Origin of the sequence: Vreelandella lionensis (assembly GCF_044543515.1) — a bacterium.
Lineage (GTDB): Bacteria > Pseudomonadota > Gammaproteobacteria > Pseudomonadales > Halomonadaceae > Vreelandella > Vreelandella lionensis.
On sequence record NZ_JBITWC010000003.1, the window covers coordinates 18,192 to 33,793 of the forward strand.

Annotated in this window: 8 protein-coding genes; 1 reads left to right on the forward strand and 7 read right to left on the reverse strand. The window is 60.1% G+C overall.

Features of this window, described 5'->3' with window-relative positions:
- Positions 1 to 16 precede the first annotated feature (16 nt).
- A complete protein-coding gene (locus ACIGG6_RS02025; protein ID WP_399841692.1) occupies positions 17 to 238 on the forward strand; it encodes a hypothetical protein in 222 nt (73 codons plus the stop codon).
- Here ACIGG6_RS02025 and ACIGG6_RS02030 read toward each other — a convergent pair.
- The 7 genes from ACIGG6_RS02030 to ACIGG6_RS02060 form a co-directional block, all read right to left on the reverse strand.
- Positions 235 to 10,326, reverse strand: a complete 10,092-nt coding sequence (locus ACIGG6_RS02030) for an LPD38 domain-containing protein (protein WP_399841694.1) — start codon at positions 10,324 to 10,326, stop codon at positions 235 to 237. The genes ACIGG6_RS02025 and ACIGG6_RS02030 overlap by 4 nt on opposite strands.
- An 82-nt stretch (positions 10,327 to 10,408) precedes the next feature.
- Entirely contained in the window at positions 10,409 to 11,428 is a 1,020-nt protein-coding gene (locus tag ACIGG6_RS02035) for a hypothetical protein (protein WP_399841696.1), read from the reverse strand.
- Complete coding sequence (locus ACIGG6_RS02040) at positions 11,429 to 12,058, reverse strand: hypothetical protein (protein ID WP_399841699.1); 630 nt, start codon at positions 12,056 to 12,058, stop codon at positions 11,429 to 11,431.
- A gap of 8 nt (positions 12,059 to 12,066) precedes the next feature.
- Positions 12,067 to 13,146 carry a hypothetical protein gene (locus ACIGG6_RS02045; RefSeq protein ID WP_399841701.1) on the reverse strand — a complete coding sequence of 360 codons (1,080 nt, stop codon included), beginning with the start codon at positions 13,144 to 13,146 and terminating at the stop codon, positions 12,067 to 12,069.
- Positions 13,147 to 13,518 (reverse strand): hypothetical protein, encoded by a 372-nt coding sequence (locus tag ACIGG6_RS02050; protein ID WP_399841703.1) that lies wholly within the window; start codon positions 13,516 to 13,518, stop codon positions 13,147 to 13,149.
- Positions 13,519 to 13,526: 8 nt separating this feature from the next.
- Entirely contained in the window at positions 13,527 to 14,864 is a 1,338-nt protein-coding gene (locus tag ACIGG6_RS02055) for a DUF4214 domain-containing protein (protein WP_399841706.1), read from the reverse strand.
- Positions 14,865 to 14,934: 70 nt separating this feature from the next.
- On the reverse strand, positions 14,935 to 15,588 hold the full coding sequence (locus tag ACIGG6_RS02060) for a hypothetical protein (protein ID WP_399841708.1): 654 nt from the start codon (positions 15,586 to 15,588) through the stop codon (positions 14,935 to 14,937).
- Positions 15,589 to 15,602 lie beyond the last annotated feature (14 nt).

Sequence of the window (15,602 nt, forward strand, 5' to 3'; positions counted from 1 at the left end):
GAATGGAGTAGTATTTTTGGATACTGAAACCCTGCTAGGCACAGCGTTTATCCTGCCGGTGCTTGGGCTGCTGGTGATGATCGGCATGCCCAAGCATTGGCAGAATGTGCAGGGCTGGTTAATGGTGAGCTACCTCGGGATACCGGGGTTGCTTGTCGTTATCGCCCTGCTGGTGAACGTCCCTGTCCTCCTGTTTGGTGCGCTGTTCCTGCTGGGAATTGCGGCAGTCAACCGCTAACGCGCCCTCGCCTCCTGCACCTGCTCGCCCAGCACCCGCTGAATCTGGTTTTTCACCGCGTTCAGCCGGTCAATGCGCTGGCGTTTCACCTCGCCGTCAAGGTTAGAGCGACGGATGATATCGACCTGCTGATTGATCGTATTCAAGCGCCGTTGGGCGCGGTTGAGCGGCAGCCGTAACGCCAGCATATCCCGCTTGCTGGTGGCCACCTCGGCCGCATCGGCCAAGCGCCCCATCTCCCGCAACTCATTGGCGTCTGAGTAAGCACGGTTCGCTTCGCGCAGTCCCTCGTAGAAGATGGTGCCGTACTTGGTGTAGCGGTCTTCGTCTCCCAGGTTGCGATAGAAGCGGCGCACCGGTTGGTATTCGTACCAGCGCTGCGCCGGATTCTCTACGCCAGTCGCTACCCGCCACGCAATATCCCCGCTTGACGCCGCCCATGTGCCGACCTGCCCGAAGTACCCCCCAATCAAATGATCCACTTGCACCGGTGATAGCGCTAACGGGTTTTTATCCGGGTCGCCAATCGCGCCAACGGTGTTATTTAGCGCGCCGGAGATCCACTCGGCGGCTTTGCTGGTGTTCGCCCGTCGGCGCAATTCTGGCGACAAGCGCTCCATGCCCATGCCTTCAATCGGTCGCCCGGTAAAGGCGTCGTAGTTGGCGTAGATATCGAGCGCGGGCTGCATCATCTGCGGCACCGGCGAAAAGCTGAACGTGTCGGTCATCATGTGGCCCAGGCGCTGCGCAAATAGCTTACCCGTAGCTTTATCGTCCACAAACTGCTCGGTCATACGCTCAGCTAGCGTAGCCATGGCGCCGACTTCAAACGGCTTGGGAATAAAGAAGGCTTGATCGCCAGCACGGAAGAACCAATAGGTATCCTTCTGCCAGTCCTCTAGCTTCTGGTATTCCTCATCGTCTTGGTTGTGCAGGTAGAGTGCGATGGTCGCCATCGTCACAGCACCGGTCACGGTCCAGAAGCGGGCGGCTGCCTGCTTGTCGGTGACGTTAGCTTTGCCTTTGCCGAACGCCCCTGCCAGCACGCTGGCCCCAGGCTTCACGCCTGAGCGGTAGATTTTATCCAGACCCTGAATACGTGCGTTAAGAAACGGCACGATATCAATCAGCACGCGAACGGCAGGCCATGCGCCGTGGGCGCTAAAGTCGATAAGGTCGCGGGATTCAAACGCGGCGCGCAGTCCACCCTTGTCTTTATTTTGCGAATAGATCGCCGCACGGTTGAGGTTTTCCGTCGTGTTGTTGACCTCATTCCACCACGACCAGCCAGCGCGCAGCACGTTCGGCACCATCGCAGGGCCATCGACCAGCTTGGCGTTGCGCATGTTACGGGTTAGCTGGGCGCGTAACTCGTCCGGGTTATTGCCGTATAAGTGGCCGAAGTTGAACGACGCACCACTGGCCAGCATTTGTGCCCGGATACGCTCGTCTTTATAGCTGCGCCCACCCTCAATCACGTTCTTAAAGGCGTTCTTGCTCACATCGCTGGTGGCTGATGCCTGCAAGCTGTCGCGAATTAAGTTGGCAATCATGAACTGCGGCGTGGTGGTGGTCAGGTTGGTGAATACACGCTTAAAGCCGCGCATTACTTTCATGGCCATGCTGTTCATGCCGGGGTGAGCGAGTGCCGTCAGCGCGGTGAATACCAGCGGGTCGTCAATCTCATAGTACGCCTTTTTGCCGTTTTCCATAACGAACGTGGAGCGCTTGGTGTCGCGGTTGCTTTCCGGCACTCGCTCGGCCATGCCTAGCTTCTTGGCGTTCTCAATCGCTTGCGTGGCCGCCTGGTTCTTCAAGCTGGCATCCAGTAGATGATGGAAGTTCATCATCGTGTTTTGCAGCAAGTCGTTCAGGTTCTGGCTACCGCCTTTCAGGCGCTTGTAGGCCTGCTGGCGTGATAGGCCGCTGGTGGCCATCATGCCGCTTACCTGCTGGTCATCTTCGGCTAGGCGATAGAACGGAACGTAGAACTCTTCGCCCCACATCTCCCGCTGCTCGCTGGTAATGATGCCACTCTGCTCGGCCACGGCTAGCACATCATCGCGGTACTGCTGGAACTCGTCGAACACTTCCTTATAAAGCTGCTGGCGGTTGCGGCCATCTTCAGTTTGTCCGCGATTCCATGCCTGCATGGCGTTAATGTCGCCTAAGTCGAACAGGTTTTCGCGCCCATCTTGGGCAAGGCGTGCCGCACGGTTACCGGCAATCCAGCCCATGAAGCGCTCGATCTCGGCAGCGCTGCCCAGGCGACCAAGCACCTCGCCCAGACCTTTGGCGTCGCCGTCTTGCATTTCAATAATGCGCTCCTGCTGGTTCAGCTTAATGCGGCCGTTGTGAAGCATGGCATGCAGGGCGCCGTTCGCCGCATTGCTCATACGGGCCAGTACCCAGCTTGAGCGCTGGATGTTCTCGCCCAGCGCCGATTCACCGTATAGGCGCTCGTCCATTTCTTTCAGCGAGGCATAGCGGTCCACCATGCCCTGGCGAATCTTGAGCCCAGCTCGGTCGGCCCTCTCTTTAAACCAAGCCATTGCCCGTTGTGGCGGCGTGCGGCTGCCAATTTTGGCAGCGGCAGCTCGGTCAGCGTCGGTGAAGTCGCTAAACGCATCCTCGAAGTTGGCGCGCTGTTTGGCGCGTAGGGCGTAGCGGATGTCGGGGTTGGTGGGGCCGTAGGCGCCTTGGTTGAATACTGACTTTACCTGAGTCGGCTCAATGACTGCGTAGCTAATACCCTGCTTGCCTTCCGAAGCAATAACGCCATCGTACCCTTGCGAGCGCAGCCAGTTTGCGCCTAATTTTTCCGCTTCCTGGTATGGAATCGGGTTTTCAGTAGAGCCGTAAGGATTCTCCATCTTTATATAAACAGGAATGATGTTCGAGCCCTGCTGGGCTTCTACGAAAACATCCTCGATCTTCTTGGCTATCTCATTAGGCGATGGGTCGGATTCTAGAAACGCCTCGTCAGTGATAACGCTTTGCCCGAAGTCTTCAATATCATCAGGGTCTGCAGCGCGATCCACTCTGCCCGTGTTTACATCCAAGACTCCCGGGTGGTCTTCTGCTGCAACCTGAATAGCAATGAAGCGCTCATTAAATCTTCCAAAGCTGTGAGCTCCGGTTGCAAACTCAGCGGCGACGCCTGTGCTTCCAGTAAAGTAAATCAGCCCGTTGGTTTCGCTTCCTGAGCGAAATTCATTAAAGCGACCATCAGTACCGTGGTAAGCCACCGTTGGCTCGCCATTACTATCCACCATCTTGCTATCGCCAAACCAGCGCTTGAAGTTGCGGCTACTGGTGTCGCCCGCCATAGCAAAGCGTGGTTCTGCTGGCTGCGCTTCCGCCTTCTGCTTCCGTAAATACTCGCGGCTACGCTCACCTAGGGCCAGCGCGTCGGTATACGTCCACGCCACCGAGGGGAATAGCTGACGCAGCAGCTCGCGGATTTTCGCCACAGCGCGCTGCCAAGCCTTGGGGCGATGGCCTTTCTCCAGCAGGTGGGCGACCATTTCCTCGGCAATGGTGATGCGGTCTTTGCGGCTCTCCGGGTCGAGGAACGGGTAGTCGCGGCGCACCTCGCGCAAAGCGTCGCGGCCTTCCTTGCTGTTGGGCAGGTTGCGGTAGAGGTTGAGCATCACGCGGTCGAGGTCGTCGCCCAGCACGGCACGCATACCCTTGTGGCCTACGGCTTCATGAACGGCGGTACGCACGCCCTCTTGTACGTCATCGACGTTGTCCGCAATCACATAGAGCTGATCGCCCACGAATAAGCCGCGCACGTCACGGGGATTCACGCCCTGCAAGGCCATCATCAGGATGGATTGCGGCGGCAGCTCGGTGGCGGACTGGATCACCGTTACATCGGATAGCTCGGGTGAGCTGGCTAACGCGTCGCGGATATCGTTGGCTTGCACTGCTGCCGTGTCGCTGCCGCCTAGGGCGTAGCGCGGGTCGCTTTGTAGGTCGCGGTTAATGGCTCGGCCATCAATGCCCACTATGTCGCCCGCTACGGCAATGCCGTTGGCGGTGAGCTTGCGCTGCCATGCCTTGTTTTTAGGGCTCCACCGAAAACCACGGCTCTTTAAGCGGCTGCGCATTTCATCACTAGGTACACCATCAAACACTAGTCGCACGCGCTGATCTTCTATCGCCAGCTCCATGCGGCCACCTTCAAACTCGTATTCGGTGGCGAGGTTGCCGGTTTTAGCCTCTTGCTCGTTAAGGGCAAGTTGCTCAAGCTCGGCCACGCGCTGGCGGGCTTGGCGGATCGCGGCGCTGTTGTTACGCAACTGGAAAGATGCAAAGCCGGTTTTGCCCATGTAGTCCGGCTCTAGTACGTCACGCGCTTGGCGCTCGGTTAAACCAGCTTCTTCTACCAGGCGGCGCTCTACGTCTTTGCCTGAGCGGATAATTTTATTGGCAGCCTTCATGCGCTCTTGGGCTTCTTCTGCCGCCTGCAAGCGTTGGCGTGCCTGCTCAAGCTCTGTGGCTTGCGTGCCGTCCTCTTTGGCGTTGCGCAGCTTCTTGCGCATGGCTTTCTGTGCGCGCTCATCAAACGCCTGTAAATCATCTAACGCCTTGCGCTCAGCCTCCATGCGCTTGCGGTTGCGCTCTACGGGGAAGTTCGCTGGCCCGGTTACCATGGGGCTCATGGTGCGGCCTTTGCGCTCTAGTGCGGATTTGGTGCGCTGCAAGTAGCCATCGCGGTAACGAGTAAACTCATCGTTGAGTATCTGCTTTTGTGCGTCTGTCTTGGCGTAGCGGGCCATGCTGTCGTAGACGCCTAGCAAATGGCTTACATCGCCATCCACGGTGTAGCGTGCTACGCGATCAGGGCGCATGTGCACACCGCTGGCGGCGCGTTCTGCAAACTCATAGCCGATCATTTCCGGCGTAATGGGCACCGGGTTGTTGCGTGCGCGTTCCAGCATGGCTTGATTGCGAACGTCGCGGATCATCTCGCTAGCGGCGTCCATGCTCAGGCCTGCTTTGCTTAATGCGCCCAGGTAGCTATCGGCGCTCGCAGCATCCTGCATTGCCCGCTGAACAGTCTCGTTATCGGCGTTCGGGTTTTCAGTCACCGCTTGCTCAATCGCTTGGCGCATAGCGGCTTCTGTCGTCCGCCCTTCGTCTGGGCGAATGCCGAGTTCTTCGCGGGCGCGTGAAACGGCTTGAGCGCGCACTTCTGGCCACTGGCTTTCAATGTCGCGGAGGAAGCGGTCAGACGCCACGTTGGTAACGGTCGCTTTATCCAATGCTTCGGCAATCTTGAGCGTGTTGGCTTCGTGGCTGGATTGGCGCTGAGCACTGCCGCTCAGATCTTTGGTGCGCTCAATGTCGGATAAAAGGCTGGCAGTTTCAGTGCCGCCCTGGCTGGTGGGCGTGGCGTCTTGCTCTACCTGCTCGGCGCTTTCGGGTTCACTGGTGCTGGCTTCTTGAATGGGTGCATCTGCCTCTAAACCTGGGGCTGCTTTCTTGGCTTCGCTGAGCGTTTCAAAGGTAGCGAGATTCGCGCCTGCATCAAATGCTGATTGATCGGCAAACACCATAAACATCGGCGTGCGAGTGCCGCCCATGCTAAAGCCCTGGTCAGCAATGACCATGCCGTTACTACCTTTCCATACCTTGCTGTTTTTGGCTCGGCGCTGCCACGTTATGCGCTCAGATTGCGGGGCGGCTGGCTCGCTGGCTTCTGAAGGCGCTACGTCTGACTGTTCGGCAATGCCGAGACGCTGCGCTGCCTCAATGGCACCTCCTGGCCCTGCCATCTGGCTAACGGCTTGACCATCAGAATTAATCACTTCGTAAAGGCTGTCGTTCACCTTAGCGATTCGGAAGTTGCCCACTTCCTGATAGCTGCGCACGCTGCGCTCTTCGCCTGAGTAGCCGGTGTATTGAAGTGGCTTGTTACGGCGCTTTGGCGTGGGCGGTTCGTAGGCTAAATCCTGCTGGACTTGGGCCGTAGGTGAATCAGTGTTCTGGCCGGCTGCAGGTGCTGGCGTGCTGGCCTGGAAGAGGCGATCGCCTTCATCTTGAAATCTAGGCGACTCGACTGCTCGCCTTAGTACCGTCTCGCCACCCTGAGATGAAGGCATTTCTACACTAAAAACAGCGCCTTCATCAGTTTCCCAGCTATATGATGTTGCTCGGTTGCCTTTATTCGTATTAGCGCCAATGTTGCGCAAGTAGGCGCGCAGGCGCTGTCGCTCATTCTGGCTAAGCGGCAGCGACGACTCAGAGTAAGCAGAGTAGCCGTCGTCGGTAGTGTCTTTCAGGCGCGCTTCGAGGCGGGAATAGATGTTAGCGCCTTTCTCTGCTAACTGCTGTTCAACGCTTGGCTTCTCGTTTGTGCGAGAATCGCTAGCTGGCTGTGCGCCAAAAATATCATTCTGCCCGCGTGATTCGGCAATATCGGCAGGCCGGTTGCTGCCGCTGAGTACAAAATCATCGGCTTCCCGGTCTGCCTGGGCGCGCTGTGCCTGCTCGCGTTGCTGGCTGGCCTCGGCTTCTTCGGCCTGCTGCTGGGCCTGCTCGCGCTCGGCTAGCTCTTGCTCGCTGTAGGTGCTGAGTAGCGGTTCGTCGTCTACTTCTTGGGCGGGTTCTGCTTGAGGCCGCTGGGCAGGTTCAGCTTGTCCTTGCCTTTCAGCTCCTTGTTCGCGTCGTTGAGCGCCTGGCTGAACATTCCCTTCAGGTGATCGTTGTTGGGTACGCTGATCTTGATTTTGCCCTTGGAAGCCTGCATCGAAAATGTCCTGGTTGGTGGTGTCGTCTGCGAATAGCGCGCCGTTGGCCTCGCCTTCTGCGCGGTTGCGCACTGCACTACCAATGTAGCGGAAAGCGGTGGTCATTGCTTGGCGGCTGCGCATGCTGTTGTTAATGGCAATGGCGAGTAGTGCGGTGGTTTCTGGCACTGCGTCGGTGAAGGCGTCGGTTTGGCGGGTCAGCTCGCGCACGCTAATGCCATCTTGGCGCGAGCGGCGCACTAGGCGCACAGCGTCGTTAATCGTCCCGATGGCGTCTAGCGCTTCACGGCTGCCGGTTTCTCGGGCTACCGCTAAATCAGCGGCGGCCGCCTGCAGCCCAGCGGCGAGGTTACGCATGTTTTCAGACTGCTCGGTGACCATTTCCACCATATCGGGGTCTTGGTACGCGGCAGCAAACACGGCGCGCTGCATCCGCTGGCCGAGTTCTGGCGTGGCTTGGCCGTCTCGCGTGGTGTAGCGGCTGGCCTCGTTGTTACCCAGGCGCTGCACAAAGCCGCGCTGAAAGCTTCGATTGCTGGCTGCCAGCGGGTCGCCGCTTTCGTCCGGCCCCCATGCCTGCAGGTCAGCTGCGGTTAAGCTGTCGGCGTCGGCTTGCGCCTGCTCGTAAGCGGTCATGCCTGCGACGGTGCTTTCATTGGCACGGCGGGCGAAGTCGGCGCGGTCTACGTTAGTGACGCGCTCTCGCACTAAGACCGGCTGCTGCATCTCGTCCACGGCGCTGGGGTCGATACCCTGGCGCTCCGCTTCGGCGCGCACAAACTCGCGGTAGCGCTGGGCCTGCGGGCTGTTCTGGCTGTAAGCGGTGGTAATGGCCATGGTGCGGCCGTTGCCGGATTCCACCACGCCATCACTGCCAATGATCGGCGCGCCGGTGCCAGCATCGTTGCTGCTGCCTAATCGCTCCGGGTTCAGGCGGGCGGCAATGTTGCGCACTTGCACCTGGCTGTTGGCATTGGTGCGGTCGCGGGGCTGTAGCTCCTGCGGGTAGCGCTGGTTCACGCGGCCATCGGGGGAGTTGGAGGCGGTCAGCTCTGATGCCTCTACCACACGGAAGCGGGTGCGAATCGGGGTGTTGTCGGGCAGGTACGTGGTTTGCCCACGGCCACGGGTGCGAGCCAGCTGCGCGGTGCGCTCGGCGCTAGCTTGCTGCTGGGCGCGCTGGCCTTCCATTGCATTACGTGCGCCCGTATCGGTGAAACGTGCGCGCTCGAAAGGCTGATCGAGGCCGGTGTTGGCGTTGCCTGCAGTGGGGCCATCACCGTAGATGATGCCGCTTTGTGGGATGCGCGGTGCCGTGTCTTGGCGTAGGCGCTCAGGGCGGCGGAAGATCTCTCCGTCCAGCGTTTCGCCCTGGCGGTTGGGGCGCCCGGGTAGCGGGTCTGGCCCTAGGTATTCGCCGTCTAGGCCGGTGTTGCGAGCGGTGCCGTATTGACGCTCAAACGCGGCGCGGCGGGCTTGCTCCTCTGCCTCAACATCGCGGGTCGGGCCTTCGCCGTAAATCACGTCATCACGGCCAATGCTACGGCGGTTGAGCGTGTCGGCTTGCTCCTGCTGGGTGCGCTGGCGGGCGTCAAATTGCGACGGTGATTCGCCGCGAATGCTGTCACCGGTACCGGGAGGGAGCTGGCCTTGGCGGCCTTGCAGCAAGCCTGCGATGGGTTCCGGCTGCTCTGGGTCGGCCAGCTCACCTTCCATGGGGCGCTCGCGGGTGCCTGCGGTGCGTAGGGCGGTGCGTAGGTTGTTGGCGATGTTTTCGGCGCGCTCCATGAGGCGACTGGCTTGCTCTATGTTGCCAGCCTCCAGCGCTGCCTCAGCTCGTTCGGTAATCATCCGCATGTTGCGCAAGCGGGTGCCGCCTTCAAAACTTGAGCCTCGCGCTAACGCTTGCAGGTCGTCAGCGTCGGCCATGCCGCGCTGAATGCGCAACCCTGCCTCGCTCGCCTGCTGCTGGCGTTGGGCGCGCACTTCAGGGGATTGCTCGGCGGCTTGCTGCTCGCTCTGGGCGCGCTGCTCGGCTTGTTGCGCGGCTTGCGTTTGGCCAAGCGGGTCGGCTCCTTGCGCAGCGGCTTCTTCACGCGCCCTGGCGGCTTCTGCGGCCGGGTCAGCTTGCGGTGCTGGCTGCGGTCGGCCCGCTACGGCGCCCATGCCGCCACCCATGACGCCACCAATCAACCCTTCGGATAGACCGGCAGCGGCCACGCCTTCCATCGGGTCGCGGGTAGGGTCTGCGCCGATATCTGCTACAGCGGTGTTAATGCTGTACTGTCCCATACCGCCTTGGCCGGTCTCAGTCACGCCTTGCACGCCTGCTTGGCGAATCGCTGCGCCCAAGCGGCCACTGCCTGCTTTGGTGCCTTTTGTTACCAAGTCATCCAGCACCTTGCCGCCATAACCGCCGAGTACGCCAGTGGTCAGCAGTAGCGCAGGGTCGCGCATCACAAGGCTTTTCGCGCCTTGACCAAGCTGCTCGCGGGCTTGCTGGCGAAGCTCGTCCACACTAGCATCGGGGTTTTCGTCGGCTAGCTGCCAGTACGTCTCTGCGAACGCCTGCGATTGATCCAGCTCCTCGTCGGGCATGGCGAGGATTTCTTGATAAGCACCGTCGGCAATCTGGCCGGTGTTCACGGCGGTTTCGACTGCGCCGTAGGTGCCAAGCTTTACGCCATCAGCCGTGCGTGAAGAGGCGAAGTCGCGCATTGCCTGCACGGCGGCGGCTTGCTGGCCTGCTTCGTCCAGCCCTTGGCGCGCTGCGTTGCGCCGTGCTGTGCGGCCAATCACTTTGCCGGTCAGGCTAAGGCCTACTCGTGAGCCACCGCCCGCCAAGCCGCCGGATGCTACCGCCTCACCTGCTAAGCTAGCGGTTTGTAGCGCAATGGTCAGCGGGTTGAAGCCTTCGCCCAGCTCAAAATCCCACAGGCCGGAGCCGGTGCTTTCAAAAATCTGCTGCTGGATTGCCTCGGCAGCGCGTGGGCTCATCTGCTCTAGCTGGCTGGCCGCGCCTTCCCGGCCAAAATTACCCAGGCCGCGGCCAACGCCGGTGTATTCGTAGGAGAAGTCGCCCAGGCCTTGCGCGACGTTGTACGCGCCCATCTGGGCAGCGTCGACTAAATCGCCCGCAAAGCCGGTCATGGTTTCACTGTTGCGGCCTTCGGTGCTGGCGGAAGGCGTGCCGGTTACCAACGCCTCAAACTGCTCGTCGCTATACGCACGAAACTCAGGTTGAACACGCAGGGTTTGTTTTAAGGTTTCGTCATCGACGTTACGGAGGGCAGGCGCCTGAGCGCGCAGGTTGTCTAGCAGTGACATAGTGGCGTTGTCTCCCGACAAGGCTAGGTAGGCGCTAAGCGAAGGCGGCGAGGTTCCGCCACGACCGCTTAGCGGGCTTTCTTTAGCGTGTTACGCCTGCTTCATAAAGCGCATCAAGGGCGCGTTTCAGCATGGCTTTTCGCTGTGGGTCTGATTCTTGATTATACGCGGCACTAACGCGCTCTAATACTACTTGCGCGGCTTCGCGCTCGGCTTCGGTGTCAATGCCGCCTTGCGTGGCGCTGTTGATTAAGCCGCCGCGCTGAAAACCGCCGCCAAGCTGGTCAGGAATAGTGATCCGCCCAGCGATGCGGCGCGCTTCGGCAGCCAGTTCTTGCACGGCGTCGTCGGCCTCTTGGTCGGCTTGTTGAGCGGAGTCTGCCTCTTGGCGTGCGCCCATATAGCCTTCTGCGGTATTGGGGCGCGGCGGCGGTGCACTGCGAGGCGGCGCGCTTTCTGGCGGTGCTGCCTGTTCTTCGGGTACGGCGTCGGGGTCGATGCCTAGCTGCTCTGTTAGCCGGGTCGCTAAATCGCCGCCGCCAGCGCTTGTGCCTAGCAGCCGCTCCATCTGCGCATTGATCTCGCCCAGCCGCGCCGCCTGCTGGTCGCTGGGCTGGCCCATGCTGGATTCCATGATACTAGTGCGCTCATCGGCCAACGTTTCGATGGTGAGCCTTTCGCGCTCAGTTAGCTCGCTGCCGCCAAAGCTTACGCCTTCTGGCAGGTTGGCTTCGCGGTAGTTGTTCGTCACCGGGTCGTACTGGATATAGCCGCCGTTGCCGTCGGGTACCATCTGCCATTGCGGGCGCTGCTCGCGGCTGGCGGCAATCTGTGCAGCGCTGCGCCGATTCGCTCCGGCTTCGCGCATTTGCAGCAAGCCCATGTCGTGCTGGCGATTCGCTTGGTTCTCGCCCGACGTGAACTCCTGGCCTGCCACGCGCTCCTCGCGGCTGAACTCCTGGCTGGCTTGACGCTCACTGCTGGCAAACTCTTGCCGCATGCGCAGAATCGCGTCATCGTGCATCTGATTGATGCGTGTGCGGGCGTTATCTTGCGCGGCTTCGGCACCGCCTGCCAACGCGCCTCCAATCAGTCCTAGCATTTAAGCGCCCTCCATCATGGGTTGTTGAGGCGGCTGGCCTTGCGGCTGCTGTTGTGGAGGCTGCTGCCCCTGCACGGTTTCGCGCTTGCCGTCCTGAATGGCCGTCACCATTTCGCTGTAGCGCTGCCGCTGGGCATCTTCTAGCCCTTCGGCGGTTTTGCCGAACAGCCCCAAGCCCAGCATAAACGCGGCTTCAATGGCCTCATCTTCACCGGGTTGCAAGCGTCCAACCTCCATCGCCATTTCGCCTACGGCTTTAGCCAGTTCGATACCGGCGCGCACCATCACGTTCGGCGGCACGGTTTTGCCGTCCTGGGCGATCATGTTGTAGGTGGTCACCATCACGGTGCCAATCACCTGCCCCATGCGGCGGGTAATGTCGTCGCCCTGCTGGAGCATTTGCGCGGCTTGCTGCATTCCGTCGCCGTACAGGTAGCCCAGCATTCCCTCTAGCAGCACCTCAAATTGCGGGCCTGCCTCTTCGGGCGTGGCGTTTACGCGGGGGTCGTTAACCTCTTGCGCTGGCTGCCCACTCTGCGGCGGCTGTTGCGGTGGCTGCCCCTGCATCGGCTGGCCTTGGGGGGCTTGTTCCGGTGCGGGCTGCATACCCTGCTGTAGTAGTCCTGCCATGTTGCCTCCTAGGCGGTGCCAAAGAATTGCGCGGCGTAGTCGCTGTAACGGTCAAAGGGGTTGCGGTCGCTGTCCATCGCGTAATTGTCGATGCTGACGTAGCCGCTTTTGGGTGTGGAAGGCGCAGACGCCACGGCGCTGCTGGGTGCGTTCGACATGCCGCCCATGCCGTCACCTCCTGCCGCTGGGCCTTGTGGGCCTTCGGTCGTGCTGTTGGGGCTCATGGCTAGGCCGCGTGCGGTGTTGCCGAGTGTTGCCGCCCCTAGCAGGCCTCCTACAACAGCCCCCGGTACGCCAGCGACACTCATGCCCGCTTTGGCGCCAAAATTCCCACCGACCTTGCTGCCTAACGTACCTGCTGCGGTGCCTACCGCTTGCTGGCCTAGCGCTGTGCCGTAGGAGCTATCGAGGCTGGTACCAAACGCATCGTTGATAGCGCCAATGCTGGCCTGGGCGTTTCTGGCAGCCGTGTGTGTATTGAGTGCGGTGCCTAGCAAACCAGCTACGGGATTAGCAACAGTGGCCGCTAGGCTGAGGCCTCTCGTTAGCGCGCTTGGGCGAGCATCTATCGCCATCTGCTCTGGCAGCCCTGCCACCTGTAGCGCTGACGTTAGCGCGTCTGGGCTAATGGATGGGGCGGTAGCACGCCCATAAGCGCTATCACTCAGCGCCCCATACCCTACGTTCTGGGCACCCATCTGGGCATCTACCTGTGAAGCCCAGCCACCAAACGATGCCTTTGCCTCCTTGGCGGCATCGTCCATGCTCACCATTGCCGCCATGCCGGTCATAGACGAACCGGCGCGGGCATCGGTTGAGCTGCGGGCATCCACGCTATCGCCAAACGTGCCGCCGTAACCGCTGCTACTTCCTCCACCTGGGCCACTGCTACCGCTATCGCCCAAGCCGCTGACGCTGCCATCACTGCCCACGCTGCTATTACCGCCGTGTGCAGAATCTACGCCATGCCCTACGGCACCGCCGTAACCGCCGCCGCCTTTGCCACTGACGCCACCGCCACCACTATTGGAGTCGCCTGCTACGCCGCCGGTATCTGCCTCGCCGCCAAAACCTCCGCCGTAACCCATTTAATCCTCCTGGCCGATAATCAGCCCATTGGTCAGTAGGCCGCCTTTTGCCGTGGCGACGTGCGAGCCGTAGCCGTCCATGCTGCCGGGCTTGATGCGGCGGGCGGCGCGCTCACGCTCCCATTGCTCGCGGGCGAAGCGCTCCTGCTGGGCAAGCTGCTCCTTACTCATCAGGTACTGGCCCACGCCACCAGCCACGCCTGCTAGCAGGTTGGTAGTGGTCGGGTGATCTTCCATCCAGTTGAACGCCTTGGTGGCGTACTCAATGCCGGTATCCCACCAGTTGCTGCTCGCCGCTTGGCTGCCAACGTCCACAGCGGCGCTCACCGCGTCACTGTTGAGCGCGGTGTCCAGGCCATCTAGTAAGTTCATACATCACCTTAGCGGTTGGGGAAAACGCCGGTCTTATCGAGATAAGACGTGCGAAGGTTGTCATAAAGGGACTTCTGGAACTCGATGTCGGTGTCGCGCATCGCTAGCACTTGCTCGATAAGCGCCACTTTATCCTCTTCCTCAATGTCGGGGTTTACCTGGATGCGCTCTAGCTGGGCGGAATACTGGCCGACAATGTCGGTTAGGTTGTTGGCCATAACGCCCCAGCCATTCGCCGTGCTGGTGGCGTAGAGCTGGTTTAGCGTTTGCTCAGCCTCTTGGGTCGAAAGCTGGCTGGAGAAGCCGTACTCGGCTTGCATTCGCCCTATGTCAAACTGGTAACTTTGCTGATTAAGGCCAAGCTGATTCTGATAATTCAGGTTCGCCATGTATTCTTGTTGTTGGCGATCCGCATTGGCCTGGCTGTTCTGGAAGTAGGTTTGCGCATCCTGCTGAGCAAAAGGCGTGGCTCGGTCGATCATGGCCGCTTGCGCGGCTTGGCTGGCCATGCTGCTGTTGAGCAGCCCCCGCGCATTAGCGCGCTGGTTGCCCATCATGGCGGCTTGCTGCATCAGCGGGGAATTGCTATCCAGCATCTGGTGGAGCTGGTACTGCGAGGTTTGTTGTGGCGTGACCTGAGTTTGCGGGGCGCTGCGCGTTGGCCGTTCCGGCACTGGCATACCAGTAATATCGTACAAGCCGCCGGTCACGCTGCGGTAAAGCGTTTGTCCTGAGTCGTCTTGTACGGGTGTGTAGTTGCCGTTTTGCACCATCGCCGCCATGCCGGAGTTCAGTAGCCCGTAATCGGCTTCGTTGCGCGCCTGCTGGGTGGCTATATCGTTGCTGTTGCGGTAGGTAAAGCCACTCACTTGGTCAGGCTTGGCGACGGTCATGCCAACGCCACGATTCTGGTACAGGTTGTATTCGTTATTGCTACGAATAGCCCGCTCCACATAATCCAAGCCGTATTGGTTCGCCTCTTTCGACCAATAATCTAAGCCCGCTCTATCAACGCTACGTCCCAAGTTCTTTTGATACAGATCGTTAATGGCAGAGGCGGCATTGTTAGATGAGCCAGAAGAGCTGCTGGATGACGGGCGGCTTGAGGTAATGCCAGAAAAAACCGAGCTGCCAGATTTGCTGCTTGATCGGCTGCCAGAGCTGGAACTAGAGCGGCTTGAGCTTGCACGACTCTTGGCCTCGGCGCTGTTCGCAATACTGTTGCGAATGTCGCTAAGCGACTGCCCCTTGGCAATATCGCCCATGAAGTAGTCGATGCCGCTTTGCTTGGCATCACGGCCAAGCACCTCGCGGTAGATTTTGTTGATGTCGCTGGCTGTGGCCATAGGAAGCCTCCCGGCTTGCTAGAAGCAAAAAAAGCGCTCTCGGCGCTATGGTAGTGGGTGTGGGGGAGTGCTACCACTGGATCGCTTCTAGCGCCTCCAGCGTCTCAGCCGCCCGCGCTAACTTCGCCAGCCGCTGCCGCTTACCCGTCAATACCTGGAACTCAGCAAACGCGGCTGCATTGCGTTGAACGGCCACGCTCAGCTCATACAGCGTTTCGGTGCCATCCTCGCCGTTGCGGCCTGCCAGGATTTTATCCAGCACCATCATTTGCGGCGGCTCGCCTTGCTGAGTTTCGTGCCATGCCAGGTAGGCTTCCGCGTCCGCTTTTTGCTGATCCCACCCCTTAGTTTCCACCTCGGGGTATTCTTTGATAAGCGGCGCGGCGGCGGTGGTGTAGGCGTTGTTAATCTCGTTCAGCTTCTTCGCTCGCTGCTCTTCCAGCACTTCATCATAATCACGCTCTACCACTGGGTAGGTGTACACCACCTCATCGTTGCTGGCCGTTCGCTCGGGCTGGCCATAAGCCTGCATTACCGTCAGCTCGGGCTTAACACTGCGCACCGGCAGCACGCTGATCGAGCCGATATGGATAGGGCTAATAAAGCCGTTAGGCACTAGCCGGTAGTCGCCGCCCTGGCGCATGATAATGTCGCGGACACGTGAGGCGTCCCAAGGTATAGGGCCTGCGATCAACCGGTCGTTACGCAGAATCTCGATTTGCATAAAAAGACTCCTAG